The sequence below is a fragment of the Rheinheimera mesophila genome (genome assembly GCF_000986865.1).
In the GTDB taxonomy this organism is placed as follows: Bacteria; Pseudomonadota; Gammaproteobacteria; order Enterobacterales; family Alteromonadaceae; genus Pararheinheimera; species Pararheinheimera mesophila.
Genome location: NZ_LAVS01000086.1, coordinates 171,393 through 197,607 on the forward strand (window position 1 = coordinate 171,393; position 26,215 = coordinate 197,607).

Genomic DNA, 26,215 nt, shown 5'->3' on the forward strand with positions numbered 1-26,215 from the left:
TGGTTAGAGTGATAAGGCCAGTCGTTTGACGAGTGTGAGACGACTGGCTTTTTTGTATCTGCCTCACAGGGATATTACAGAATGAAATTACATGGTTACTGGCGCTCCAGCGCCGCCTACAGAGTGCGTATTGCGTTAAATTTAAAAGGTCTGCAAGTTGAACATTGTCCTGTGCATCTGATCAATAATGGCGGCGAGCAGCACAGTGCCGGGTATAAACTATTAAATCCAGCGGAGCTGGTGCCTACCCTGGAAGATGGTGAGCTGAGCCTGAATCAGTCGTTGGCCATTATTCAGTATCTTGAGGATAGCTACCCGCACGTTGCTTTATACCCTGCAGATCCAGCACAAAAAGCGGCAGTGATGGCCTTTGCGCTGGATATCGCCTGTGATATCCATCCTTTGAACAACTTGAGGGTGCTGCAGTATCTGACCGGACCTTTGGCTTTATCAGAAGCAGAAAAAATGCAGTGGATAAAACACTGGCTGGCGATAGGTTTCACAGCGCTTGAGAAACGTCTGCAGTGTACTGCAGGGCGTTATTGTTTTGGGGATACAGTGACAGTGGCTGATCTGTGTTTGGTACCACAAGTGTACAACGCCTTACGTTTTCAACTGGAGATGACGGATTATCCACTGATCAGCGCTATTTATCAGCGTTGTAATCAACTAGAGGCTTTTCAAAAGGCGGCTCCTGAACAGCAATCCGATGCGGTTTAAGTCGCATAGTTTTGTTGCTTTTGTTACTCTGCTTTTGGTGCAGTGGTAGGAGAGAGCAGCATGATGAAATTGCCAAAAAAACCTGTGAATGCGGTTTTGTTTTACATGGGAACTCTGGGCTTGTTGACACAAGTGTTACTGAGTTTCTACCTGCTGACCCAGGGCCGCACTATGGATTGGCATTGGTGGTTTCACTGGATGGCCCCCACGCTCTGTCTGTTGTGGGGCATTATTCCGCGGTTGCAGTTGCAAAAAGAGGATCAATCTTAGCCAGCGGACTGTTAACGACCCGGAGTGAACATACCCTCGATACGCACTTCGCTGACACCATCTCTGGTAAAGTGAAACTTAATTTGTGCCATGTTCTTATGAAAAAAGTAGGGCGTCTTGTCAAACATCAAGACATAACCGCCGCGTGCTTTGTCTTGGTATTTCGGATCCGTGTTTTTACTGAGCTTAAAACTGTGTTTACCCAGCGTCCATTCAAACCCCTGTAAAGGTTGATTGATCCAGTCTGTTACCCAAATTTGTTCATCCTGATGCAACACCAGGGCCAGAGTGTATTTGTCTGGTAATTCAGCCACTTCGACTTGCTGTATTCCGGCCTGAAATACGTCAGTGCCGTTTTTCTGGGTAAAAGCAAAACCAAACTGTAAGCTTTGTCTGGACCCATCCAATAGCACCAACTGGCCATGACCTGGCACAGTGAAGTAGCCCCATGACTTGGGCAGCCATAGCAAAAAGAGTAACAACAAGCTCATTTTAACCATACAACACCTCAACCTCTATTCACCACGTCTGCCTTCAGCTCGCCAGATATAAGGTGAGTTCTTGTCCGGGCTGTAAGTACTTATTTGCTTTAATATTATTCCATTTCACAATATCAGCAACCTTTACTTTAAATCGCTGGGCTATGCTGGCTAAAGAGTCACCTGCTTTGACTTTATAGGTCATACTTTTGCCGTTAGTAGTCGATTGTTGTCCTGACTTGGTGTAGTAAGTTAATGTTTGACCTGGCTTGAGTTGAGTTTTGGCGGTGAGTTTATTCCATTTTGTCAGTTGTTCCGTACTGACTTTCAGTTTTTGACCAATTTCCCATAAGTTATCGCCACTTTTCACTGTATAGGTTTGAGCCGCAGAGCGGCTGGTGGACGTTTTACCAAAGCGAGCTTTGGCTGTGGTCTGTTCCATAGCTGTCTGACCGGGAATAATCAGTTGCTGGCCTATCTTCAACTGGCTATTGGTTAACTGATTGGCCTGCTGTATGGCTTTAACTGAGGTTTTGTGAGCCGCGGCAATTTTACTTAAGCTATCGCCTGATTTGACCTTGTAGCGGCCAGATGAAGCCACAGGTGCGACCTTGACTTGAGGTAAAGCTGCCAGTTGCTGACCAATAGTATCTGGACTGCTGACAGGTACGACTAACTGATAACTGGCGCTTGGCACTGTGGTACTTTTAAAGCCAGGGTTCAGGCGCCTGATTTCGGCCACACTGATATCCAACAGCTCTGCTGCTTTGTTTAAATCCAGCCCCCGGTTAATTGAGATCACTTTAGTTTGGGGTTGGTTAGCAAGCATAGGCATTGGGATAGCGTATTTCTCCGCATTTTTCAGCAGCTCCGCTATCGCCAGTAATTTGGGGATATAAATGCTGTTTTGCTTCGGCAGATTCAGCGACCAGAAATCTGTCGGTTTTCCGCGGTATTTATTGCGCTCAATCGCCTTAAATACTCTGCCTTCTCCGGCATTAAAAGCGGCGACTGCACTGAGCCAATCCTGTTCAACATTGCTATACAGATACTGTAGATAATCCATCGCAGCGCGGCTGGATTCAATCACGTCCCGACGGCCGTCATACCAGGCATTTTGCTTTAACCCAAAGTTACGTCCAGTCCCCGAACTGAATTGCCAAATCCCCAATACACCAGAAAAGGAGCCTGCTTTGGGATTATAGGTGCTTTCCACTATAGGCAGCAGGGCAAGCTCAAGCGGCATATTGCGCCGTTCTAGTTCGGTGACAATGTGATACAAAAAAGGTGCAGCGTTATCAGAGGCTGTTTTCAGCAGCTTTTGGTTACGGATAAAAAATCGCTTTTGCGTTTCGATATCGTCATTATCTGGCACTGTCAACGTCATTTGATCCGCGATACGCTGCCATAAGTTGTCGTACTGAGCTAACTTAGCGTCGGGTTGGAGCGGCGAGTTGTGTTTCAACAAGGCATTGGCGACTTGCTGAGCCGAAGCCGCTTTATCCTGAATAGGAGCATCCGAGCTCTCATAGTGCCCGTCAGCAGAGTCTGCTGTTTTATCCTGTTGGGTTGGAACGGCACAACTGGCCAGCAGTGCAGCCGCTACCGCGACAGATAATTTTTTCAGCATTCGCTTTTCCCAAAATAAAAAATCCGCCTTATGTTACCTGCTCAGCCTTCAAAAGCAAGGTTAGGGATCAAAATCGATCTTTGGCGGATCGTAATGCAGTGAATAGATCCACGGCATTATGTTGTTGCCAGCGGTGTTGCAAATCGATATCTTCAGCCCTTAAAAAGGGGTTGATTTGTCGTTGCACAGCAAGGGGCGTTGGCAGCGTAGGTTGCTGCTTTGCTCGTTGCTGTTGACACCAGTGTTTGTAGCTGACCAATGTTTTGTTATCCGGATCTGCCCACAGGGCGAACTCCAGATTGGCCAGGGTGTATTCGTGTGTGGCGTAAATTAACGTTTGGTCGGGCAAGGCCAAAATACGTGACAAACTTTGCCACATTTGCTCCGCAGTGCCTTCAAACAAACGACCACAACCTGCGTTAAATAACGTATCACCACTAAACAGAACGGGCGCTGAATAGTAGGCAATATGACCCAGGGTGTGTCCAGGAAGTTGCATCACGTTAAAGGTTAAATTGAAATCAGTCAGTTCAAGCTGTTGATTTTCCTCCAACCATTGATCGGCATAAGGAATTTTATGTTGCTCCGCTGCCGGGGCATAGACCACCGCCTCAGGCCAGAGTTGTTTCAGTTCCAGAATGCCGCCCGTATGATCCGGATGGTGATGCGTGATCAGGATCACTGCAAGCTGCAACTGCTGCTGTTGCAAATACTGTTGCACTGCCAAGGCGTCGCCCGGATCGACCACCAGGGCCAACTTCGCTTGGCGCAAGCACCAAATATAGTTATCCTTAAAAGCCGCTATGGCGATGATATCTTGCATACTAACTATCCATGGCTGATGTTCTGATAAGGGTGTAGTGTACCGGATGAAACCTGCGTTAAGTTACCACAGTACAGTAGTCCCCAGACAGTGGCAGCAATTGCCGCAAGGGGAGCTCATGGCCAACGCCATAGAAAGACAATTGAATCAGTGGTGGCCGAAAATATTCGGCTACCATCTTTTGAAAGTGGGCAGTTTAAGCTGCGCTTTAGATACATCAGCCTGCACTATCAAACATCAGATCCACTTAACAGAACAGGCTGAACAGGCCTCAGTGGTCGCAGAGCCCGATGCATTGCCTTTTCTGGAGCAGTCGATAGATGCTGTCTTGTTGTCACATTGTCTGGAGTTTTACCCAGACCCACACCACATAGTCCGGGAAGCTCATCGTGTCCTGATGCCGGATGGTTACCTGCTATTGAGCGGTTACAATCCGTTAAGCAGCGCCGGACTGATGAAACTCTGGCCTGGTGTAAAACAACAATTGCCTTGGGCTGGCCGGTTTTTTACCCCATCCCGGGTTAAAGACTGGCTGCATTTATTAGGCTTTGAAGTGATGTATGAGCAACGTTTTTTCTGGTCCAGTTTACTTGGCAAACATAAACCGGAGAGCAGGTGGCAGCAGTGGTGTGAAACTTATCTGGGCTATTTTGGCGCTTCGTATTTGCTGGTTGCCCGTAAAAGGCTATTGCCTTTGACGCCCATCCGGCCGAAATGGCAACGCACTCCGGCTTTTCAAACCTCCGTCAAAGGCATCAGCGCCCGGCAGGGGCTCTATCACGATTAACTGGTTTTGGTCTGCTTTTGCAGCCACTGATCCAACTGATTGGCAAACTGTTGCTTGTCCTGCGGACCCAGAGGCGCAGGGCCAGACAGTTGCACACCACTGCTGCGCAGCTCTTCCTGTAAATTTCGCATCGTCAGTCGGTCACTGATATTATCTGGTGTCAGTAATCGGCCTTTGCTGGTGATGCAAAGCGCTCCTTTGGCGACAACGGCGGCGGCTAGCGGAATATCGTTGCTGATCAATAAATCACCGTCGCTTATCCGCTGTTCAATATAGCGGTCTGCCACATCAAAACCATGTTCTACCTGCACAGCTTTGATATAAGAGCTGCGGGGGATCGGTAAGCTGTGATTGGCCACCAGATACAAAAGCATTTGTTTTCGCTCTGCGGCTTTAAACAGTATCTCTTTTAATACTTTGGGGCAGGAGTCTGCATCAACCCAGATTGGCATCTTGATGGTCCTTCAACAATTGTTTTGCCACTTTACGGCTTAATTTCATAAAAAACAGCAAGGGATCGGCCACGCCAGGTTGTTCGGCTTCGACAAAACCTAATTGTTGGTAACACTGCACTGCGATATGGTTTTTACGATAAACAAACAACGAAAAGTCCCGTTGAGGTTGCTGCTGCAAACCTTGTGCAATCAGTCCTTTGATTAAGGTTTTACTATGGCCCTGGCCTCTATGGTCCGGATGCACCAGTAAACGGGCCAGATGATTGCAGTCAAAACGGTCGCAAAGCTGACCAAAGGCAACACGTTGTCTGTGTTGATACAACCAATAACTTTGAGTCCCGGGTAAATACAATTGCTGCAAAAACTGCAAAGCACGAATCGGAAACACAAAACCTTCACCGCCCCACTGATCCAAATCTTGTTGTGAATCAAACCAATTATGCAGATAAGCTGATTGTTCAGGAGTAACCGGACTGAGCTGATAAGGCGGATGTTTCATAAGCTGCCTTGTACTTTTGTGATTTGATATCCCTGTTGTGCAAGTTGCTTAATCAAGCCATCGTTGCCTGCCAAATGCAAGGCGCCTACCACAACAAAGACCGGGGTCTGATAACGAGCCTGCAGCAATTGTTTAACCCAGGCATTGTTTCTTTTCACAATCAAGCTTTGGTAGATGGCTGGATAACTCTTTAAATCATCCAAATATAAATGCTCAAGTTGTTGCAAATCACCACTGCGCCAAGCTTTTCGCATTGCATCAAAGTCTTCGCTGCTGTCAGTTAAATCTTCCATGGTACTTTTAATCAAGGTTTCAGCACCGCTGTTATTCAGTTCGGTCAGCACAGCCAGATGCTGTTGCATAGTTTCAAGCCCCGTTACTTTTTTCCCCGCTTTTTTCGCTTCCTCTTGCAAGTAGGCATCTACTCCGGGAGCTGTAGCCCCTTGAGCCCGAAGCTGAGTGGTCGTCAGCATCACTGCGGCAAAAGCGGGTTTAAAACGTGTGATCTGCTCAAGCGGAATATTATTCTTTTTGCAATAGTCGGCCAGTTGTTTGGCTAAGGGTTCAGATAACTGTTGCAACAGATTCTCACCTGAAGGGTAGGAGTTTAGCCTGATCATCTGCTTGATACCCAGTGGGCTTGAGAGTTGCTCCAAGTCGGTTTCCAGCAGCAGAGTGTCACTGTTTTTCAGCGCTGTCAGGTATTCAGGTGGTAGAGGATAATCGTCAACACTGAGCAAATGAATCGAGCCCGCCAGATAAAAATACTCAGGGCCTTTGCTGACTTTCCAGACCCCGTCAGCGGATACAGCATGACTGAGTAAGACGAACGAAAAAACACACAAGATACGGAACACTACCAAAAACCTCTGATTAATCATAAGCGCCTACTTTTCCGCGCAATTTTTTGCGTTCTTTATGCTGCGTTTTCTGTTTCAGCCTGTCCATGCGGGCACCAAAAGTGGGCTTAGTGGCGCGTCTGGTTTTCGCTTCAAAACTGGCGGATTGTAACAGTTGCAGTAATTTTGCTACTGCATCCTCTTTATTCATCTCCTGGCTACGGTGAGCCTGAGCTTTTATCACAATCACGCCACTTTTGCTGATCCGATCGTCCGGATACTGCAGTAGTTTTTGCTTAAATTCGTCGGGTAAACTGCTGCGCCCTATATCAAAACGCAGTTGTACTGCGGTCGATACTTTATTGACATGCTGGCCACCACTGCCCTGAGCCCGAATATAGCTGAGCTCCAGCTCGTCCAAATCAAGTTCAAGGCCGGGTTTAACCTGAGCTAAAGTTACCACATCAAATCATCCGGAATTTGATAAGCCGCGTAAGGATCATCCTCCGCCTGCACTTCGGCACTTTGCCCTGTGTTATGCAGCACTATGATGGTTTCTGCTAAACGTTGCTGGATTTTTTCTGCCACTTTGACCGGGATCACATAATACTGCTCAGCCAGTTTGGCGATAGCGGCCTGACCTTTGGTTAATTCGGCATGGATACGGTTGCTGACGTATAAACGTTTCACCAGACTACCGTCGGTGAAGTTAAAGGCGGTTTCACCTTGATGTGCAATAGTATTGAGCTCTATCAATTGTTTGACCTGAGCCGCCAGAGCTTTTTTATCCTGTTCGGCTTTACGCTGACGGTTTAACTCCTGATCGCGCTGCAATTGCTGTTGTCTGGTTTGTTCGGCAAGCACCGAAGCTTCATTCACCACGGTGCCGTGTTTGCCCGCCTGCACCCGCTCTTTGTGCTTCTCTTTTTTTATCGCTTTTAATTTTTTCTCGTTGCCAAGGCCTGCTTTGAGCAACTGTTCTTGCAGTGATTTACTCATAAAAATGTCCTGTCGCTTTTAGCGCGTTATTGTTTCATGTTAAAGCGGCGCTGCAAAGAGCGGAAGGCCAGACTAACAGCGCATGCTAAAAATGCGTTATGATAAGGCACTTTTATCGAATTTGTTCGGGACCTTATCTTGTTATTTCACGATCTTGCGTTAGACCCTCGTTTAGTCCGTTCTATCCAGCACCTTGGCTTTGCGAAACCAACGCCAATTCAGCAGGAGGCTGTGCCTGCCGCTATGACAGGCAAAGACTTGATGGTTTCTTCGCAAACCGGTTCAGGAAAAACTCTGGCGTATTTGCTGCCGATGATGCAGCGCCTGCTGCGCAGCAGACCTTTATCGAAACAAGATGCCCGGGCTTTGATTCTGGTGCCAACCCGTGAGCTGGCGCATCAGGTCTATGCCAAGCTGCGTTTATTTGTTGCCAATACGCCTCTAACCAGCGCTTTGATTGTAGGTGGTGAAAACTTTAACGATCAGGAGAAAATCCTGAAACGTCAGCCAAGCATCATAGTGGCTACGCCGGGCCGTTTTGTTGATCACTTGCAGCACAAAAGCTTTTTTATTCAGGGCCTGGAAATGCTGATTTTAGATGAAGCTGACCGGATGCTGGATTTAGGTTTTATGCCGCAGCTCAATGAAATCAACAAAGCTGCCGATCACCGTTTACGTCAGACGCTGATGTTCTCTGCTACTTTGGATCATGCCGAAGTGAATGAGCTGGCGATGTCCTTGTTAAAGTCACCTCATCGGGTTTCTGTCGGCGCTTCATATCAGCAGCATGAAGATATAGAGCAGCGCTGTTATTTTGCTGATCACTTGTCTCATAAAGAAGCGTTATTGGCTTATTTGTTGAAACAGGAACAAATAGGTCAGCTGATCATTTTTACTGCAACCCGTGAAGATACAGATCGTCTGGCCAAACTATGTGACTCTTTAGGTTATCCGGCTGTAGGTTTAAGTGGCAAGCTTACTCAGGGGCAGCGCAATACAGTGATGCAGGGCTTTGCTGCCAATAAACATCAGGTGCTGGTCACTACAGATGTGGCCTCCCGTGGTCTGGACTTACTGCAAGTCAGCCATGTGGTGAATTTTGATTTACCTAAACATGCAGAAGAGTATGTACACCGAATAGGCCGCACCGGCAGAGCTGGAGCGAAAGGTATAGCCATTTCTTTTGTAGGACCCAAAGACTGGGCTGCTTTTTGCGCTATAGAAAGCTTTTTACGCCGTCCTTTGCCTATGCACAAAGTAGAATCTTTGCCGGCTAAATTTAAAGGTGTAGACCTGAATGCTCCGGCAAAAGCAGTGAAGAAACCTAAGGCTGTGGTGAAAAAAGCCAAAGCAAAATCAACAGATGTAACGCCAAAAGCCAAGCCGGCCGCCAAACCTAATTTTTATCAGGCCGGTGATGATGGTATGACGCCTGTAAAGAAAAAGATCAAATAATTTACAGTAGTATGTTTTTTATTCGGAAAATAGTGCTACACTCAAGTCGTTACTTTGTAGATTTGTTCGACAGTTTTTATTGCAAGCAATTGTTTTGGCTGAAGAATTATTTAGAGTAACTGGAACGGCCAAAGCCAGAAAAACTATTTTTCTGTCGGATCAGTAATAGCTATTGACCATGTTGTCGGGTTCACTGATAATGGGGTCGTAATATGTACTAGCTCGAACACGGCCGGTAATATTTAAGTCGCCAAACAATTGGCAAATTTAGTTAAAGTAAGAGAATGTTATGTCACAATTAATTTCCGGTACCGTTAAGTGGTTCAACGAAGATAAAGGTTTTGGTTTCATCGAGCGTGAAGGCGGCAAAGACGTATTCGTACATTTCCGCGCTATCAATGGCACTGGCCGCAGAACTTTAGTTGAAGGTCAACGCGTAACTTTCGAAGTTACTGAAGGTCAAAAAGGTCCTCAGGCTGAGAACGTAACTGTTACCGGTTAATAGTTTTCTGAAAAAGAGCCAACTTTAAGTTGGCTTTTTTTATGCCTGAAATTCAGTGATTGAGACGCTGGAACTATGTTTCTTGTAATTGGTTTCAGATTTCGTTTCAGGTTGTTATCAAAGCTCTAATGACAGCTGAGCCTGAGCTTCCTGGGCTTTTAATCCGACATGAATACCAACCAGCCGCACTTTTTTACCCTGACCTCTATGCCAAGCTTGCTCTAACAACTGTTTCAAGCTGGCCATATCTAATTCGGGTTGTTGTTTCTCAACAGTAGTTTGCTGAAAGTCGGCGAACTTCAATTTAATGCCAATTTTTTGAATATGGGCTGCAGCTTCACAGCGCTCAATACGGCGGCGCAGTTTAGGTAACAGTTCGGACAAACTTTGTTGGCCTGCATCCAGATCCGGTAAATCTTCAGTATAAGTGTGCTCAACTGCGACTGATTTACGCGGATAATCGTTCTGCACCTCACGGCTATCGCGGCCAAAACTACGTTCTATCAAAGTGTCAGCAAAGCTGCCGAAGTGCTTCACCAATGTATGCAAGGGCGCATTTTGAATATCAGCACATGTATAAAAGCCTAAATTTGCCAGGCGCTCTGCGGTTTTTTTACCGACTCCAGGGATTTTATGTAAAGGCAGGAATTTGACAAAGTCGCTGACTTTTTCCGGAGGCAATACAAATAAGCCATTGGGCTTATTTTCATCACTGGCGATTTTGGCAAGAAATTTATTCGGCGCGACGCCAGCCGAGGCTGTTAAGCCTGTTTCAGCAAAAATGACCCGACGAATATCTTCAGCAATGAGAGTGGCACTGCCAGAAAATAAGCTGCTATCGCTGACATCCAGATAGGCTTCATCCAGGGATAAAGGCTCTACTTTGTCGGTGTAGCGATGAAAAATAGCCTGAATTTGCAGGCTGGCAGCTTTGTATTTTTCCATATTGCCATGTAATAACAGCAAGTGAGGGCAAAGTTTTAATGCTTGTCCTGTTGGCATAGCAGAGCGCACACCATAAACACGCGCGGGGTAGTTACAGGTGCTGATCACACCACGCTCAGTGCGACTGCCACCTATTGCCAGCGGAATAGTGCGCCAGTCTGGCCTGTCCCGCATCTCTACTGCCGCGAAAAAACAGTCCATGTCGATATGAATGATTTTTTTCATTTTCAAAGCACTGTTGGTTTATACAGTTACATGATTGACCAGTTTTGGTTTTTTGTAAAGTCAGACACTGGTTATATTTACAGCTTATATCATTACTCCACCGACCACCCATCCGAAATCTGTTTTTGGAAGTTTAGATGGCTATTTTATAGCTGCATCTTTGGCGGATTCCATGTAGAATACAGCGCAGTTTTTTTGTAAATAGCCTGGCCCTTTTGGCCCCCTGGGAGCAAGCATGTTAAAGCGCGAAATGAACATTGCCGATTTTGATCCGGAATTATGGCAATCCATTACCAATGAAACCCAACGTCAGGAAGATCACATTGAACTGATCGCTTCTGAAAACTATGCCAGCCCACGCGTGTTGCAGGCTCAGGGGTCTCAGTTAACGAACAAATATGCTGAAGGTTACCCGCATAAGCGTTATTACGGTGGTTGTGAGTACGTGGACGTGGCTGAAGATTTAGCTATCGCCCGTGCGAAAGAGTTATTTGGCGCCGATTATGCAAACGTGCAACCGCATTCAGGCTCTCAGGCCAACTCAGCAGTATTCTTAGCTTTATTAAATGCAGGCGATACCATTTTAGGTATGAGTCTGGCGCACGGTGGTCATTTGACTCACGGTGCTACGGTCAGCTCCTCAGGCAAGCTATACAAAGCGGTACAATATGGCCTGCATCCTGAAACTGGTGTGATTGATTATGCTCAGGCTGAAGCTTTAGCCTTGGAACACAAACCAAAATTAATTATCGCTGGTTTCTCTGCTTATTCAGGCATTATTGACTGGAAGAAATTCCGTGAAATCGCCGATAAAGTCGGTGCTTACCTGATGGTAGATATGGCGCACGTGGCTGGTTTAGTGGCCGCTGGTTTGTATCCAAACCCGGTGCCAGTGGCTGATGTAGTCACAACGACGACTCACAAAACTTTAGCTGGTCCCCGTGGTGGTTTGATTCTGGCCCGTAAAAACGAAGAGATCGAAAAGAAACTGAACTCTGCGGTTTTCCCTGGTGGTCAGGGTGGTCCTTTGATGCATGTGATCGCTGCTAAAGCCGTTGCGTTCAAAGAAGCGCTGCAACCAGAGTTTAAAGTTTATCAGCAGCAAGTGCTGAAGAACGCTGTGGCTATGTGTGATGAAATGATCAAACGTGGTTATAAGATCGTGTCTGGTGGTACGCAAAACCATTTATTCCTGATGGATTTAATCGACAAAGACATCACAGGTAAAGAAGCGGATGCCTGGTTAGGTCTGGCTCATATCACAGTGAACAAAAACTCTGTGCCCAATGACCCACGTTCGCCATTTGTCACCAGCGGTTTACGCATCGGTACTCCTGCTATTACCCGTCGTGGTTTTAAAGAAGCAGAAGCCCGTTTAGTGGCAAGCCTGATTTGTGATGTGTTGGACAGCCGTGGTGATGCTGGCGTGATTGACAAAGTTCGGGCTCAGGTGTCTGAAGTCTGTCGCCGTCTGCCGGTTTATGCCTGATAGTCCGCGATGACTGAACAAAGATAGAGTGTTATGATGGCCGCTTAATGCGGCCATTTTTTTCGGAGAAATTCCGTGTTTTGTCCTTTTTGTCGTGCCGACGATACCAAAGTTATAGACTCCCGCTTAGTGGCGGACGGGTCCCAGGTAAAAAGACGACGTGAATGTGGCGCCTGCCATGAACGTTTTACCACCTTTGAAGCTGCCGAACTGGTGATGCCCCGCATCGTAAAACGCGATGGTTCCCGCGAGCCTTATAACGAGGCCAAGCTGCGCAGTGGGGTGATGCGTGCACTGGAAAAGCGTCCTGTGCCTACAGAGCAAATTGAATCCCTGATCAGCAAAGTGGAGAGTTTATTACGCGCTACAGGTGAGCGCGAAGTACCAAGTCAGTTATTGGGAACACTGATTATGGATGAGCTGGTGAAACTGGATAAAGTAGCGTACGTGCGTTTTGCATCCGTCTACCGCTCCTTTAAAGATATCCGTGAGTTTGGAGAAGAAATTGCCCGGCTTGGAGACAACTAAGTGAGTTTTACTGAACTCGATCATCAGTATATGGCCCGAGCCATCGAACTTGCCTCAAAAGGCCGTTTTACCACAGCTCCTAACCCTAATGTCGGCTCTGTGATCGTGCGTGATGGTGAAATAGTAGGTGAGGGTTACCATCGTCAGGCCGGTGGTCCGCATGCCGAGGTATTCGCCTTGCGTCAGGCCGGACATCTCGCCTCTGGTGCTACCTGTTATGTTACGTTAGAGCCTTGTAGTCATTATGGCCGAACCGGGCCTTGTGCTTTGGCGCTGGTCAATGCTGGTGTGAAAAAAGTCATAGTAGCTATGCTGGATCCGAACCCTTTAGTGGCTGGCCGTGGTATTCAAATTTTAAAAGATGCAGGTATAGAAGTGCAGGTGGGTTTGTTAGAACAGCAAGCCCGTGGCTTAAATCCCGGCTTTTTAAGCCGGATGGAGCGGCAAACCCCTTATATCCGGCTCAAACTTGCCGCCAGTCTGGATGGGCGTATTGCGCTTGCCAATGGTAAAAGCCAGTGGATAAGCTCTGCAGAGTCCCGTTCTGATGTGCAACTGATGCGCGCTCAATCCCATGCCATTTTATCAACGGCCACTACTGTGCTGGCTGACAATGCCCGCTTAACAGTACGAGCTGAAGACCTGGCTATTAGCACTCTGGATGATGGCTCTGTGCGTCAGCCCATCCGGGTTATTTTAGATCGTTGCCTTAAATTAACAGGCCAGGAGCTTTTGTTTTCACAAAATGGCCCCATAGTGCTGGTGCATGATAAGCAATTCAGCGCCGGATTTGAGCATCCGCTGGTGCGTTTTATTGCGCTGGATGCCGATGAGTCAGGCCTGAATTTAAATCAATTAATGTCTGTGTTGGCCAAAGAACAAATCAACGACTTGTGGGTTGAAGCCGGAGCCGTGCTGGCCGGTGCTTTGTGGCAGGCAGGCTTAGTGGATGAATTGATTGTCTATCAGGCACCTGTGTTGTTAGGAGACAAAGCCAAAGCCATGCTGCAGTTACCTGACTACCAAGAGCTTTGTCAGGCTCAGCATTTTGCCTGGACTTCAGTGGAAACACTGGGGCCTGATCTAAAATTAACAGCAAGGTTAAAGTCATGTTTACCGGAATAATAGAAGCCACAGGTCGGGTCAGCGCCATTCAGGTTTCAGGTGTGGATTTAAAACTGACGATTGAATCCCACAGTCTGGATTTTTCTGATGTCAAACTGGGCGACAGTATTGCCAGCAATGGCGTGTGTTTGACCGTCACTGCGTTACATGGCAACAGCTTTAACGCCGATGTGTCGGGGGAAACGGTAAAGCGTACTTTGTTTGGACAGTATAAAATAGGGCAGTTACTGAACTTAGAAAAAGCCTTACTGGCGACGGGGCGCTTAGGCGGCCATTTGGTCAGCGGCCATGTCGATGGCATCAGTAGTGTCGAAAAAATTGAGAAATTTGGCGAAGCCTGGCAAGTCTGGATCAAAATGCCAACAGACTTAGCCCATTACATTGCCGAAAAAGGTTCTATTACGGTGGATGGTATTAGCCTGACCGTTAATGAGTTAAGTGCCAGTGCTTTTCGTTTAACCATAGTGCCACATACGGCACGTGAAACTACGTTGATGAACCTCAAAGCTGGCAGTCAGGTACATCTGGAAGTGGATTTAATCGCACGTTATTTAGAACGTTTGCTACAAGGCCGTCAGCAGTCTGGTAGCAAAGGTTTAACTATGGATTTATTGCAACAACGTGGTTTTTTATAACGCTCTAGGGCCTAAGGTAAAGTATGCAACTGAATACACCAGCAGAAATTATTGAAGATATTCGTCAGGGTAAAATGGTAATTCTGATGGATGATGAAGACCGCGAAAACGAAGGCGATTTGGTGATGGCGGCTGAATACGTCACGCCTGATGCCGTCAATTTTATGGCCACTCATGGCCGGGGTTTAATTTGTTTAACCCTGACGAAAAAGCGCTGTGAGCAGTTAAAGCTGCCTCTGATGGTGGATAAAAACTTATCGCCATTTTCTACGGCTTTTACCTTATCGATTGAAGCGGCTGAAGGCGTGACCACAGGCATTTCAGCAGCCGATCGGGCTCGCACTGTCAAAGCTGCTGTCGCCCGTGACGCCAAGCCAACAGATATTGTGTATCCGGGTCATATCTTCCCATTGATGGCGCAGGACGGTGGTGTGTTAGTGCGTGCTGGTCATACCGAAGCAGGCTGTGATTTAGCCCGTTTAGCAGGTTTAGAACCTGCGGCTATGATTGTTGAAATTTTAAACGAAGACGGCACTATGGCGCGCCGACCAGACCTGGAAATTTTTGCGCAAAAACATGGTATTAAAATTGGCACCATAGCGGATTTAATTGAATACCGTAATTTGCACGAAACCACTATTGAACAAGTGGCCAGTTGTCAGTTACCGACAGAATTTGGCGAGTTTAATCTGGTTACGTTCCGCGACACCATCGACAATCAAATTCATTTTGCTTTAGTCAAAGGCAAAGTGGAGGCAGAGCAGCCGACTTTAGTCCGGGTGCATTTGCACAATACCTTCAGTGATTTGTTATTGTCTGACCGCGGTGCTAACCGCAGTTTTTCTTTGCACTGCGCGATGAAGCGTATCGCTGATGAAGGTGGAGTGCTGGTGCTGTTGGGCAAAAACGAGAGCAGTGCTGAGTTGGTGCAGATGGTACAAAACTTTGAGGCCGAGGATAAAGGCGAAAAAGCCAAAACTGAACTTTGGAAAGGCACCTCCCGCAATGTCGGCGTGGGCTCTCAGATTCTGGCCAGTTTGGGTGTGAAAAAAATGCGCCTGCTCAGTGCGCCGAAAAAGTATCACGCACTCTCGGGCTTTGGCCTGGAAGTTGTCGACTATGTGTCTGAATAAGACTCTGTAACAACTGCTGCAGAAACAGTAGCAGGCAACGGGCTATCTTGTGTTATCATGGCGCCCGTTTTTTTGAATTCTGGTGTTTAAAACCAATTTTTTGCAGCTAAATTGCAATAAGGACCTCCAATGCAGGTGATTGAAGCAGGGTTAACCGCTAAAGGTAAAAAATTTGCCATCGTTGTGGCCAGATTCAACAGCTTTATTGTCGAAAGTTTATTAGACGGTGCTGTGGATACCTTAAAGCGTGTCGGCGATATTGCTGATCAAGACATCACTGTAGTGCGTATCCCTGGCGCTTTTGAAATGCCGTTGGCTGTGCAAAAGATAGCGGCCAGTGGCAAGTACGATGCGATCATCGCCTTAGGTGCTGTGATCCGTGGGGGAACACCTCATTTTGAATATGTAGCCGGCGAATGTACGAAAGGTCTGGCTCAGGTCATGATGCAGCACAGTATTCCTGTGGCTTTTGGTGTGTTAACGGTCGACAGTATTGAACAGGCCGTAGAACGTGCCGGTACTAAAATGGGCAATAAAGGTGGCGAAGCCGCTATGTCTGCTTTAGAAATGGTAAACGTTCTTTCTCAGTTGTAGGATTTGTTGATGAAACCTAATGCACGTCGTTTAGCTCGTTCTTTGGCCGTTCAGGGTGTTTATAGCTGGCAAGTCAGCAAAAACCCTGTAGGGGATATTGAGCAGCAGTTACTGCTGGAGCAAAACACCAAGCACCTGGATGTAGGCTATTTCCAGGATATTCTACGTGGTGTGGCTGTCAATCATCCGGTATTGGATGAAGCGGTAAAACCATTCTTAGACCGTCCGTTTGAAGAGATTGATTTGGTCGAAAAAGCCATATTGCGTGTTTCTGCTTATGAGTTGAAATATCGTTTGGATGTGCCTTACAAAGTGGTGATTAACGAGGCTATCGAATTAGCCAAAGCCTTTGCCGCTGATGACAGCCATAAGTTTGTCAACGGCATACTCGATAAAGCCGTCAAACGCCTGCGAACCGAATAAAAAATGGAGAGCCGGCGTAAGTCGGCTTTTTTATGGGTGAATTTGAGTTAATTCAGCGTTGTTTTGCCGAAGCCGGCCGTAAACGTACAGACGTTGCCATTGGTATTGGCGATGACGGTGCCGTATTGCAGGTGCGGGAAGGCTGTGATCTGGTGATCACCACAGACAGCATGGTCGAAGGTATCCACTTCTTCCCGGATGTGGATCCACGTTCGCTTGGGCATAAATTGGTGGCGGTGAATGTCAGCGATCTAGCCGCTATGGGGGCCGAACCCTGCTGGCTGTCGCTGGCGTTAACTTTGCCTAAAGTGGATGAAGCCTGGTTAACTGCTTTTGCCGAAGGTTTAAGTGAAACAGCAGACTACTACAACTGTCAGTTGATAGGCGGTGACACCACCCGTGGTCCTTTAAGTTTAACCATGATTGCCAAAGGTGTTGTGCCTAAAGGTAAAGCCATTACCCGCGCTGGTGCGCAAAACGGCGATTATTTGTATGTAACCGGCACTTTGGGCGACGCCGCTCTAGGCTTACAGCTCGTACAAAATAAGGTGGAAATCAGTAAAAAGCACCGCGCTCATATTCTGCAACGTTTTCATTATCCAACGGCCCGTGTGGCTTTAGGCCAGGCACTGCGTAATATCGCAAGTTCGGCCATGGATGTGTCAGACGGTCTGGCCGGTGATTTATTACACATACTGCGCCGCTCAAAAGTGGGGGTCGTGGTGGATGTAAATAAATTGCCCATGTCTCAGGCGCTGAAAGATAGTTGCGATGCCGAACAAGCCTTAAAATATGCTCTGTCCGGGGGCGAAGATTACGAACTGTTATTTACTGTACCTGAGAATCGCCGCGGCTCCTTAGAAGTCTTGTTGTCGCCTTATGGTGTGCCTGTGACTTGTATTGGCCGCATTACAGGCGCTGTGGGCAAGCTGGAGTTTAAGCAGGGCGAACAGCCTTTTGTCTACCAGCATCAGGGGTTTGAGCATTTTTAATGGCAACCACCGAACACAAAAAAGCTGCATTTGACCTGAGAAAATGGACCCATTTTCTCGCTTTGGGCTTTGGATCAGGACTGGCGCCGAAAGCTCCAGGTACTTTTGGTACATTAGCTGCGTTGCCTTTGATTTATCTGCAATCCCTTCTGACGGCGCAGTTTGCATTGATCTGGGTATTATTTGCTTTTGTGCTGGGGTGTTACGTTTGTGGTCAGACGGCCAAAGATATTGGTGAGCATGACCATGGCGCTATCGTCTGGGACGAAGTGGCGGGGTATAGCCTGGCGATGTGGTGTATTCCGTTTGAATGGCACTTTTTGTTATTGGGTTTTTTACTCTTTCGCTTTTTTGATATCGTCAAACCCTGGCCGATCCGCTTATTGGACAAAAAAGTCCATGGCGGCTTTGGCATTATGATTGACGATATGCTGGCAGGTTTCTTCAGTTGGTTGATTCTGTTCGCGCTGGTGCAGTGGCAAGCTTTTAGTTAAGATAAATTTTTCCCTGCGACCTGGTGATTTTTGTGCGTTTTGCGCCTTTGGTTTTTTTAGTCTTTTTCTGCTTTTGCCTGTCGGCGCAGAGCCAGACAGGCTCTGTGTATGATTTTGATATCAAACACTGGAACAGTGCCGACGGTTTGTCTTCCAACTCAGTCCGGGCCATCAGTCAAGATCAGCAGGGCTATTTGTGGATCGGTACCTTGTATGGTTTAAACCGTTTCGACGGCCACCATTTCACTCAATTCAGCACCAAAAACAGTCGTCAGCTTGCCAGTAACTCCATCAATAAATTGCTGTTGGATCAGCAAGGTTATATGTGGGTTGGCACCAAGGCGGGTTTATCCGGTTTTAATCCACAGACCTTAAAATTTGACCGATACCCTATTCTGGCCGAAGTGACCTCTATAGTGCAGGTGGCACCAGATGAGTTATGGGTTGCGGCTGAGAATCTGTTTAAGGTTAAACAAGGTAAAGTCAGCCGTATTCACAGCGTAAAAGAGGCTGTGATGCAGATGGAAAAAGCCGGAAACGCGGTTTGGATCAGCACGGCCCGTTCTTTGTATAAGCTGGATCTACAAGGCCAAACTCAGCGCATCCCGCTACCTGAAGAGTTACAGCAATACCCGCTCTATGATTTAAGCTGGTTTAGTGACAGCCTGCATTTTGCCAGTGAGTCGGGTTATTTCCATCTGGATGAGCAACAGCAGGTGGTGCGTTGTGAGCTATCCGGTGCCGATAATTCTGCCATTTATAAACTGTTCCGCGATAGCTCCGGTAACGATTGGATCTCAGGTTACAACACACTCTATCATCGACAGGCGGGGCAGGATTGGCAGCAAATCAGTGCGGAAGAGCTGGGGAGCTCGCCCTGGTTTAGCGATATCTTTGAAGACAGAGACCAGAATATTTGGATGGCAAGTTTCAGTGAGGGCCTGTATCGGGCTTCTCCCGGAAAAATGCGTCGTGTGATAGGGCAAGGCCAGCAGGATATGGTCGTGCGTAGCGTGCGTTATTCTGCGCGGTTAAACAGTCTTTTGGTGGCTACGCAAACCAATGTTGGATTATTAAAATCAGATCAGCACTTCATCGAGCTGGTGGACCATCAGGCGCTGGGACAAAGCACAGTGTTTGATTTTTATGATAGAAATAACCAGCTCTGGCTCGGCACAGACAATGGCTTACTGCTGTACAATTTTGATGATCAAAAAGTCAGTCGTCCTTTTAAAGAATTAGCGTCCAGCGCTATTCGGGTTGTACAACCTCATGCGCAGGCTGGCCTTTGGTTTGGCGGTGCTGGCGGGCTTTATCACTACGATGGCAAGACGCTGACGGCAGCTCCGTTTAATGCGGATCTGGAGTCTGGTTTTGTCACTGTGATTGAAGCTCAGAAGCATGATCTGCTGATCGGTACGACCAGTGGTTTGTACTGGTATCAACAGGAGAAACTTAACAGAGTCGGCTTGGGCACGCCGCTGTTCGGTGCTTATATCACCAGCGTATTGACTTTGCCTGGGCAGCACATGCTGGTCGCAACCCTGGATGATGGCCTGTTTATTAAAACAGCACAGGGACAATGGCAGCAATATGACAGCAGTAATGGTCTGCCTTTGGATCCGGTGATCAGTTTATGGTACGACCAAGATACGGATTATGTCTGGGCCAGTAGCTTAAAAGGCGTCTTCAGATTTACTCCCCCGCAAAAAGCCGATGGCAGTCCGCTGTTAAATTTCGAACTGATCTTATCCCCTTATGACCGGCAACTGGGAACAGCGCCCGGACGCTGTTGTAATGGTGCAGGCCACAGCAAAGTAGCTAAGTGGCAGGATCAGTTATGGTACCCCAGTTTAAAAGGTTTAGTGGCTGTGCCATTGCAGTTAAAAATGGCACCGGACAGAGCGTTACAACCTTTGCTGCAGGATGTCACCGGGCAAAAATCTTATGCTCTGCTACCGGATCAACGTCAGTTGGTGTTGGATACCTCCGATCGCAACATCAGTATCAGCTATAGTGCATTGGAATTTATCAAAGCCAACGCTATTGAATTTCGTTATCAGCTCAAAGATTTTGATACCGAATGGCAACACGTAGGCCAACGCCGTGAGGCTATCTATACCAACCTGCCACCAGGGCGTTATCAGTTTGTTGTCCAGGCCCGTTATAGCAGTCAAAGCTGGACTGATCAGCAACAACTTCGTTTAGATCTGGTTGTGCCACGGTTATTTACCGAAACTGTGGTCTACAAAGGGTTGTGGCTATTGCTGGTTGTACTGGCCTTATATGGTTTGGCCTGGTTGTGGCGGCGCAATGCGGTGATGCAGCAGCAGGAATTGAGCAAACTGGTACGTTTGCGCACTGCTGAGCTTGAAAGCAGTAATGCGCGTTTGTATGAACTCAACGAGCAGCTATCGCAACTGACCCACAAAGACACCTTAACAGGGCTTCGAAATCGTCGTTTCCTGTTTGAGCAGTTACCCAAAGACATAGAGCAATACCAACACAACAGAGATGCCATGCTGCAACAGGGCAAGTGTATCGCCTTGTTGCAACTGGATATGGATAATTTTAAATCGATTAACGATCTGTATGGCAACAGTGCAGGGGATAGCGTGTTGCAGCAAATCAGTGGCTTACTGCTGCGAGAAAGCCGTGGCGCCGATTATGTGGTGCGTTATGCGGGCGAGCAGTTTGTACTGGTGTTGCGGGATGTGGAATTTGCATCAGTAAAGGATGTGGCATTACAGCTGAATCAACTGGTGGCTCAGGCTCATTTTCAGATCCCGGATGGCCGTACTGTATCTTTAACCTGTTCCATTGGCTATAGCTGCTTCCCGCTGGAGTTAGTCGGTGGACAGCTCATCTCCTGGGAGATCTCATTGCAGTTATCTGAAATCGCCCTTCGCAAAGTCAAACAATCAGGTCGTAATGGCTGTGCTACGTTAGGTTTTGATCCGCAGGTGGATGCGTTTGAGTTTGAAGATTCGGGGCATATCGATGTACAGATTGAGAAGCTGTTGGCAGACGGTCTGGCCTGGTTTGAAGTCAAACACTACTTCGGTTGATTGCTCTGACTGCTACCGCCCGGCAAAGGGCAAAGGGCAGAGGTGCGGTTAAACCGCGCCTCTGCCCTTTGCCGACAGTTATGAAGCGCTGAGAAAGGCTGTCACCTTGGCCTGAATGCCTGCGGAGTCTAATCCCAGTTCGGCGTAGATCTGTTCCTGAGTCCCATGCTTGATGAAAATATCCGGCAAGCCGATATTCAATAGCTTCACCGGCAATTGTTCAGCGATGCAATACTCATTGACTGCGGAACCAGCTCCCCCCATTAATGCATTGTCTTCAATGGTGATAAAGTGACTGTGAGTTGTCGCCAGTTCAGTCAGCAGTTGCTGATCCAATGGTTTTACAAAACGCATATCCACCAGAGTCGCGTTCAGTTGTTCCGCCACTGTGTGGCAGGCTTGTAATAATGGCCCAAATGCCAGCAGCGCCACTTTTTCGCCCTGACGGCGGATCACGCCTTTACCCAAAGCTAATTCAGTCATGACAGACTCAGGCGGCTCACCATTACCGCTCCCTCGTGGATAACGCACAGCCGCAGGGCCTTTGTGCTGATAACCGGTGTAGAGCATCTGACGACATTCGTTTTCATCCGAAGGGACCATAATCAGCATATTCGGAATGCAGCGCATAAAACTTAAATCGAAGGCGCCCTGGTGAGTCGGACCATCGGCCCCTACGACACCCGCTCTGTCGATCGCAAACAATACGTCCAGATTTTGAATGGCAACGTCGTGAATGAGCTGATCATAACCCCGTTGCAGAAAGCTGGAGTAAATAGCCACTACAGGTTTTAAACCTTCAATCGCCATACCGGCGGCTAAAGTCACCGCATGCTGTTCCGCAATGGCCACATCAAAATAACGATCAGGGTAATTTTTTGAAAATTGGACTAAGTCTGAGCCTTCGCGCATCGCTGGTGTAATACCTTGCAGCTTCGGATCCACTGCGGCCATATCACAAATCCACTGACCAAAAATATTGGAGAAGGTGGCTTTACCGGCTTTTTTGGCGGGCTGACACTGAGCCGCGGGGTCAAATTTACTGACCGCGTGGTAACCAATGGGGTCTTGCTCAGCAGGGAGATAGCCTTTGCCTTTTTTGGTCACCACATGCAGCAATTGCGGGCCTTTCAGATTACGCATATTGCGGATGGTATCGACCAGGCCTTTCACATCATGACCATCAATAGGTCCTATGTAGTTAAAGCCTAACTCTTCAAAAAAAGTACCGGGAGTGACCATGCCCTTAAAGTGTTCTTCAGCACGGCTAGCCAACTGATGCAAAGGCGGCACACCACTTAAAATCTTTTTACCACCTTCACGCAGGCTGGTGTAAAAATTACCAGACAAAATCCGGGCAAAATAACGATTTAACGCGCCGACATTCTCTGAAATCGACATTTCGTTATCGTTTAAGATCACCAGCATATCGGGTTTCACTTCGCCAGCATGATTCAGGGCTTCAAAAGCCATACCTGCTGTGATTGCGCCATCCCCGATCACCGCCACGACTTTGCGGTTTTTCTGCTCGGCACGGGCTGCAATTGCCATCCCCAAAGCCGCACTGATCGAAGTACTGGAATGACCAACACTCAGGGTGTCGTATTCACTTTCTTCCCGCCACGGGAAAGGATGTAAACCATCTTTCTGGCGGATGCTGTGCATCTGATCGCGACGACCGGTCAGAATTTTATGTGGATAGGCCTGATGACCCACATCCCAAATCAGCCGGTCAAACGGCGTGTTGTAGACATAATGCAGAGCCACGGTCAGCTCAATAGTGCCAAGGCCTGAGGCAAAATGGCCACTACTTTGGCTGACGGTTTTCAATAAAAACGCCCGTAATTCATCACTCAGAGCGGGTAGCTCATCCTGTGGTAACTGGCGCAATTCGGCTGGCCAGTTGGCTTTGTGAAGCAGAGGGAAATCCTGACTAGTTAATGTCATGAGAATGCCTGTATCTAAAACTGTCTGGCAATAACGTACCGGGCCAGTGCCACCAGTTCGTCTGTTGCATAAGGAAGTTCGCGTAAAGCGGCTAATGCCTCTTCCACTAATAACTGTGCTTTTTGTTTGGCCTGGTCCAGACCCAACAAGGCTGGATAGGTCGCTTTATTGGCTTTTTGATCCGAACCTGCGGTTTTACCCAGAACCACTGTGTCGCCTTCAATGTCCAGAATATCGTCTTGCACCTGAAAGGCCAAACCTATGGCTCTGCTGTAGCGAACTAACGCGTCCAAATGTGCAATATTATCTACTGGACTGGCCAGATAAGCAAAACGTACCGAACATTCAATCAAAGCGCCGGTTTTTAACTGATGCATTTGCTCCAGGGCGTCAACCGACATTCTCTGATTGGTATGGGCCAGATCGATCGCCTGACCACCACACATCCCGCTGTACCCTGCATGCAGCGCCAGTTGTTGGATCATAGCGACAATGCGCTGCGGCTGAACCTGCTGATAATCATGGCTGCTGATGAGTTCAAAAGCGAAGCTTTGCAGCGCGTCGCCAGCCAGAATAGCCGTTGCTTCATCAAACGCTTTGTGACAGGTGGCCTTGCCACGACGTAAATCATCATTATCCATAGCAGGCAAGTCGTCATGAATTAAAGAATAGGTATGCAAAGCTTCTATCGCGGCTGCCGGACCATCTAAATCTGTTAACGAAGCCCCTAACATCTGACCACAGCTATAGACCAAAAAGGGCCGCATGCGTTTACCACCAAGCAGTAAGCTGTACGCCATTGCCTGATGCAGGCGCGGGTCGGTCAGAGATTTTTTATTTAATTGCTGCTGCAGTACCTGTTCCAGTCGTTGCTGATACAAGCGTAAAGAATCTAACGTCAAATCATTCACCTTCGGTGGTTACAAAAGGTTCCAGCCGCTCTTGCCCGGCGTCCTGGACTAATAACTGGACTTTCTGCTGGGCAGCCTGCAGTTGCTGTTGGCTGGTGCGGGACAGTTCAATACCCCGTTCAAATTGGTGTAAGGCCTGATCAAGACTCAAATCGCCTTGTTCCAACTGCTGTACTATCTGCTCCAGCTCAGCAATACTCTGCTCAAAATGGCTGAAATCTGTTTTCTTTTTTGTCATATTTTCGCCTGATAATGGGTGTCTGACCAAGCCCAGCGCGCTATTATGAGCAATCAGGACCGCGTTGGGAAAGGATAAATTTGTTTGAGGCCTGAATTTATAGTTAACTATCCCATACTTTTGCCGATAACTCACTATAAGCTAAGATAAAACCAACTTTACGCTGGTATAAAATCAACGATTTGCATTCAGTTTTCCGGGAGATACAGAGTGGATTTAGCAACCGTCATAGGATTAGTCGCAGTCATGGGCATGATGGGGTGGGCTATGTGGCTCAGCGCCAGTGGCAACATCGCGATGTTTTACGATTTTGTGTCTATTGTCATCGTGTTTGGTGGCAGTATAACGGCGGTGATGATCAAGTTTACCTTTACCCAGTTGGCAGACTCAATGAAAGCTGCCGGTAAGGCATTTATGTTTAAAATCGAGTCGGCCGAGGAGTTAATCGAAAAGGCGGTACAACTGGCAGATGCGGCGCGTAAAGGTGGTTTTTTAGCATTGGAAGAGGCTGAAATTCCCAATGCGTTTATGCAAAAAGGCATCAATATGCTGGTCGATGGTCATGATGCGGATGTGGTACGCGGTACCCTGGAAAAAGATATTGAGTTGACCTATGCCCGCCATGATGTGGCGATTCAGGTGTTTAAGCAAATGGGCGATCTGGGCCCAGCTATGGGCATGATCGGTACCTTAGTCGGACTGGTCGCTATGTTATCTAATATGTCCGATCCGAAAGCCATAGGCCCGGCGATGGCTGTTGCTTTATTGACCACCTTGTACGGTGCTATGCAGGCGAACTGTATTTTTTTACCGCTGTCAGAAAAAATGGCGGTGCGTAATGAGGAAGAAAAAACCAATAATGAACTGATCCTTGATGCCATTATGGGCATTCAGGATGGACAAAATCCTAAAGTAATAGAGGGCATATTACGTAATTATTTGCAGTCGAAAAAACGTGACCCGGCAGCTCCTGCCGCTGCTGAGTAGGGTCTGATATGGCCAAGTGTAAAAAGTGTCCGCCTCCGGGGTTACCCTCCTATATGGGAACCTTTGCTGATTTGATGTCACTGCTGATGTGTTTCTTTGTATTGCTGCTGTCATTCTCAGAAATGGATGTGTTGAAATTCAAGCAGATAGCGGGTTCTATGCAATACGCTTTCGGTGTACAGAATAAAATTGAAGTCAAAGACATTCCTAAAGGCACCAGTGTGATAGCGATGGAGTTCAGGCCGGGTCGTCCTGATCCGACTCCTATTGATACCATTCAACAACAAACCGTTGAAATGACACAGCAAATGTTAAATTTTCAGGCTGGTAAAGAAGATGAAGCCGGTGGCCGGCAGGAGCAACGGGAGGACAAAACCGGTGGGCAGTCCACCAGTACGGCTGAAGAGCCTCTGGATTCTCCTGAGGTTGCAGCAGCAGGGGAGTTGCAGGAACAAACCAACGAGCTGTTGAAAAAAATAGCCGAGCAATTAGAAAAACAAATTATGGATGGAGCTATTGAGCTGGAGTCATTGGGGCAGCAGATCATTATCCGTATTCGTGAAAATGGCTCATTCCCGTCCGGTTCTTCATTTTTACAACCCAAATTCAAGCCAATCATTCAGAATATAGGTGCTTTGCTGAAAGAGGTACCGGGTGAGATCACTGTATCGGGTCATACTGATGATGATCAGGTGTCTGATGAGTTACACAGCAACAACTGGGACTTATCGGCTCAACGGGCGGTGTCTGTTGCCTCCGAAATGATTAAAGCTCCGGGTTTTGATAAAAACCGCTTAGTAGTTGTTGGTCATGCAGAAACCCGTCCTTTGGTGCCAAATGACACAGAAAACAACAGAAAACGGAATCGCAGGGTAGAGATATCTATCATGCAAGGCAAAGCGAAAGAATCTGAGCCGATCAGTCTGGAACCTGCCGCCCAGGGCAACCCGAACCCCTAGCCAAAGCCATAATAAAACTAAACTGTTTCACCAAGGCGCGGTATAATCCGCGCCTTTATTTTTA

The 26,215-nt window shown here is 47.5% G+C and carries 29 protein-coding genes; 17 read left to right on the top strand and 12 right to left on the bottom strand.

Translation table 11 applies throughout. The features are described 5' to 3' along the window. The first annotated feature begins 81 nt into the window (after nucleotides 1–81). Together maiA and SD53_RS13505 are read left to right on the top strand one after the other, a co-directional pair. Complete coding sequence (gene maiA, locus SD53_RS13500) at nucleotides 82–720, top strand: maleylacetoacetate isomerase (RefSeq protein ID WP_046520704.1); 639 nt, start codon at nucleotides 82–84, stop codon at nucleotides 718–720. Nucleotides 721–780: 60 nt separating this feature from the next. Continuing rightward, on the top strand, nucleotides 781–990 hold the full coding sequence (locus SD53_RS13505) for a hypothetical protein (protein WP_046520705.1): 210 nt from the start codon (nucleotides 781–783) through the stop codon (nucleotides 988–990). Nucleotides 991–1,001: 11 nt separating this feature from the next. Here SD53_RS13505 and SD53_RS13510 read toward each other — a convergent pair whose 3' ends face one another. The 3 genes from SD53_RS13510 to gloB form a co-directional block, all read right to left on the bottom strand. Next, nucleotides 1,002–1,490, bottom strand: coding sequence for a hypothetical protein (locus SD53_RS13510; protein WP_046520706.1), 489 nt, complete (start codon nucleotides 1,488–1,490; stop codon nucleotides 1,002–1,004). 34 nt (nucleotides 1,491–1,524) lie between these two features. After that, a complete protein-coding gene (locus SD53_RS13515) occupies nucleotides 1,525–3,099 on the bottom strand; it encodes a LysM peptidoglycan-binding domain-containing protein (RefSeq protein WP_046520707.1) in 1,575 nt (524 codons plus the stop codon). A 67-nt stretch (nucleotides 3,100–3,166) separates the two neighbouring features. Next, nucleotides 3,167–3,922, bottom strand: a complete 756-nt coding sequence (gene gloB / locus SD53_RS13520) for a hydroxyacylglutathione hydrolase (protein ID WP_046520708.1) — start codon at nucleotides 3,920–3,922, stop codon at nucleotides 3,167–3,169. A 46-nt stretch (nucleotides 3,923–3,968) separates the two neighbouring features. Here gloB and SD53_RS13525 point away from each other — a divergent pair, with 46 nt between their 5' ends. Continuing rightward, entirely contained in the window at nucleotides 3,969–4,709 is a 741-nt protein-coding gene (locus SD53_RS13525) for a class I SAM-dependent methyltransferase (RefSeq protein ID WP_046520709.1), read from the top strand. Here the strand turns inward: SD53_RS13525 and SD53_RS13530 are convergent. From SD53_RS13530 to SD53_RS13550, 5 genes are read right to left on the bottom strand one after another with little or no spacing between them, the layout of a single operon-like run. Then, nucleotides 4,706–5,161 carry a YaiI/YqxD family protein gene (locus SD53_RS13530; protein WP_046520710.1) on the bottom strand — a complete coding sequence of 152 codons (456 nt, stop codon included), beginning with the start codon at nucleotides 5,159–5,161 and terminating at the stop codon, nucleotides 4,706–4,708. The genes SD53_RS13525 and SD53_RS13530 overlap by 4 nt on opposite strands. After that, nucleotides 5,145–5,663 (bottom strand): GNAT family N-acetyltransferase, encoded by a 519-nt coding sequence (locus SD53_RS13535; protein ID WP_052749379.1) that lies wholly within the window; start codon nucleotides 5,661–5,663, stop codon nucleotides 5,145–5,147. The genes SD53_RS13530 and SD53_RS13535 overlap by 17 nt, the downstream gene beginning before the upstream one ends. Next, the gene (locus SD53_RS13540; protein WP_046520711.1) at nucleotides 5,660–6,544 is read right to left on the bottom strand and encodes a TraB/GumN family protein; all 885 of its coding nucleotides are present in this window, start codon (nucleotides 6,542–6,544) and stop codon (nucleotides 5,660–5,662) included. Before SD53_RS13540 ends, SD53_RS13535 begins: the two co-directional genes overlap by 4 nt. Beyond that, complete coding sequence (gene arfB, locus SD53_RS13545) at nucleotides 6,537–6,965, bottom strand: alternative ribosome rescue aminoacyl-tRNA hydrolase ArfB (protein ID WP_046520712.1); 429 nt, start codon at nucleotides 6,963–6,965, stop codon at nucleotides 6,537–6,539. Before arfB ends, SD53_RS13540 begins: the two co-directional genes overlap by 8 nt. After that, nucleotides 6,959–7,501: a DUF2058 domain-containing protein gene (locus tag SD53_RS13550; protein ID WP_046520713.1), complete on the bottom strand. Its 543-nt coding sequence runs from the start codon at nucleotides 7,499–7,501 to the stop codon at nucleotides 6,959–6,961. Before SD53_RS13550 ends, arfB begins: the two co-directional genes overlap by 7 nt. A gap of 138 nt (nucleotides 7,502–7,639) precedes the next feature. Between SD53_RS13550 and SD53_RS13555 the strand changes: the two genes are divergently transcribed. Together SD53_RS13555 and SD53_RS13560 are read left to right on the top strand one after the other, a co-directional pair. After that, on the top strand, nucleotides 7,640–8,956 hold the full coding sequence (locus SD53_RS13555; RefSeq protein ID WP_046520714.1) for a DEAD/DEAH box helicase: 1,317 nt from the start codon (nucleotides 7,640–7,642) through the stop codon (nucleotides 8,954–8,956). 289 nt (nucleotides 8,957–9,245) lie between these two features. After that, a complete protein-coding gene (locus tag SD53_RS13560; RefSeq protein WP_008898286.1) occupies nucleotides 9,246–9,458 on the top strand; it encodes a cold-shock protein in 213 nt (70 codons plus the stop codon). Nucleotides 9,459–9,575: 117 nt separating this feature from the next. Here SD53_RS13560 and dinB read toward each other — a convergent pair whose 3' ends face one another. Next, nucleotides 9,576–10,628, bottom strand: coding sequence for a DNA polymerase IV (gene dinB, locus SD53_RS13565; protein WP_046520715.1), 1,053 nt, complete (start codon nucleotides 10,626–10,628; stop codon nucleotides 9,576–9,578). A gap of 235 nt (nucleotides 10,629–10,863) precedes the next feature. On the opposite strand from dinB, the gene glyA reads away from it, so the two are divergent. The 10 genes from glyA (at nucleotide 10,864) to SD53_RS13620 (ending at nucleotide 21,109) form a co-directional block, all read left to right on the top strand. Then, nucleotides 10,864–12,117, top strand: coding sequence for a serine hydroxymethyltransferase (glyA, locus tag SD53_RS13575; RefSeq protein WP_046520717.1), 1,254 nt, complete (start codon nucleotides 10,864–10,866; stop codon nucleotides 12,115–12,117). Nucleotides 12,118–12,192: 75 nt separating this feature from the next. After that, a complete protein-coding gene (gene nrdR, locus SD53_RS13580; RefSeq protein WP_046520718.1) occupies nucleotides 12,193–12,645 on the top strand; it encodes a transcriptional regulator NrdR in 453 nt (150 codons plus the stop codon). Next, nucleotides 12,646–13,770, top strand: coding sequence for a bifunctional diaminohydroxyphosphoribosylaminopyrimidine deaminase/5-amino-6-(5-phosphoribosylamino)uracil reductase RibD (ribD, locus tag SD53_RS13585; RefSeq protein ID WP_082101871.1), 1,125 nt, complete (start codon nucleotides 12,646–12,648; stop codon nucleotides 13,768–13,770). After that, nucleotides 13,755–14,405 carry a riboflavin synthase gene (locus tag SD53_RS13590; protein WP_046520719.1) on the top strand — a complete coding sequence of 217 codons (651 nt, stop codon included), beginning with the start codon at nucleotides 13,755–13,757 and terminating at the stop codon, nucleotides 14,403–14,405. Before ribD ends, SD53_RS13590 begins: the two co-directional genes overlap by 16 nt. 23 nt (nucleotides 14,406–14,428) lie before the next feature. Next, on the top strand, nucleotides 14,429–15,538 hold the full coding sequence (gene ribBA / locus SD53_RS13595) for a bifunctional 3,4-dihydroxy-2-butanone-4-phosphate synthase/GTP cyclohydrolase II (protein WP_046520720.1): 1,110 nt from the start codon (nucleotides 14,429–14,431) through the stop codon (nucleotides 15,536–15,538). A gap of 129 nt (nucleotides 15,539–15,667) precedes the next feature. Next, entirely contained in the window at nucleotides 15,668–16,132 is a 465-nt protein-coding gene (gene ribH / locus SD53_RS13600) for a 6,7-dimethyl-8-ribityllumazine synthase (RefSeq protein WP_046520721.1), read from the top strand. Nucleotides 16,133–16,141: 9 nt separating this feature from the next. Next, nucleotides 16,142–16,555 (top strand): transcription antitermination factor NusB, encoded by a 414-nt coding sequence (gene nusB / locus SD53_RS13605; RefSeq protein WP_046520722.1) that lies wholly within the window; start codon nucleotides 16,142–16,144, stop codon nucleotides 16,553–16,555. A 32-nt stretch (nucleotides 16,556–16,587) separates the two neighbouring features. Further along, complete coding sequence (gene thiL, locus SD53_RS13610; protein ID WP_046520723.1) at nucleotides 16,588–17,547, top strand: thiamine-phosphate kinase; 960 nt, start codon at nucleotides 16,588–16,590, stop codon at nucleotides 17,545–17,547. Beyond that, the gene (locus tag SD53_RS13615; RefSeq protein ID WP_046520724.1) at nucleotides 17,547–18,041 is read left to right on the top strand and encodes a phosphatidylglycerophosphatase A family protein; all 495 of its coding nucleotides are present in this window, start codon (nucleotides 17,547–17,549) and stop codon (nucleotides 18,039–18,041) included. Before thiL ends, SD53_RS13615 begins: the two co-directional genes overlap by 1 nt. Nucleotides 18,042–18,073: 32 nt before the next feature. Further along, a complete protein-coding gene (locus tag SD53_RS13620; protein WP_241481806.1) occupies nucleotides 18,074–21,109 on the top strand; it encodes a ligand-binding sensor domain-containing protein in 3,036 nt (1,011 codons plus the stop codon). Nucleotides 21,110–21,187: 78 nt separating this feature from the next. On the opposite strand, the gene dxs is transcribed toward SD53_RS13620, so the two are convergent. From dxs to SD53_RS13635, 3 genes are read right to left on the bottom strand one after another with little or no spacing between them, the layout of a single operon-like run. Further along, the gene (gene dxs, locus SD53_RS13625) at nucleotides 21,188–23,056 is read right to left on the bottom strand and encodes a 1-deoxy-D-xylulose-5-phosphate synthase (protein WP_046520726.1); all 1,869 of its coding nucleotides are present in this window, start codon (nucleotides 23,054–23,056) and stop codon (nucleotides 21,188–21,190) included. A 14-nt stretch (nucleotides 23,057–23,070) separates the two neighbouring features. Beyond that, a complete protein-coding gene (gene ispA, locus SD53_RS13630; protein WP_046520727.1) occupies nucleotides 23,071–23,958 on the bottom strand; it encodes a (2E,6E)-farnesyl diphosphate synthase in 888 nt (295 codons plus the stop codon). A gap of 1 nt (nucleotide 23,959) precedes the next feature. Further along, on the bottom strand, nucleotides 23,960–24,205 hold the full coding sequence (locus tag SD53_RS13635) for an exodeoxyribonuclease VII small subunit (RefSeq protein WP_046520728.1): 246 nt from the start codon (nucleotides 24,203–24,205) through the stop codon (nucleotides 23,960–23,962). Nucleotides 24,206–24,415: 210 nt separating this feature from the next. Here SD53_RS13635 and pomA point away from each other — a divergent pair, with 210 nt between their 5' ends. Continuing rightward, the gene (pomA, locus tag SD53_RS13640) at nucleotides 24,416–25,192 is read left to right on the top strand and encodes a flagellar motor protein PomA (RefSeq protein WP_046520729.1); all 777 of its coding nucleotides are present in this window, start codon (nucleotides 24,416–24,418) and stop codon (nucleotides 25,190–25,192) included. A gap of 8 nt (nucleotides 25,193–25,200) precedes the next feature. Next, complete coding sequence (locus SD53_RS13645; RefSeq protein ID WP_046520730.1) at nucleotides 25,201–26,151, top strand: flagellar motor protein MotB; 951 nt, start codon at nucleotides 25,201–25,203, stop codon at nucleotides 26,149–26,151. The last annotated feature ends 64 nt before the right edge of the window (nucleotides 26,152–26,215 follow it).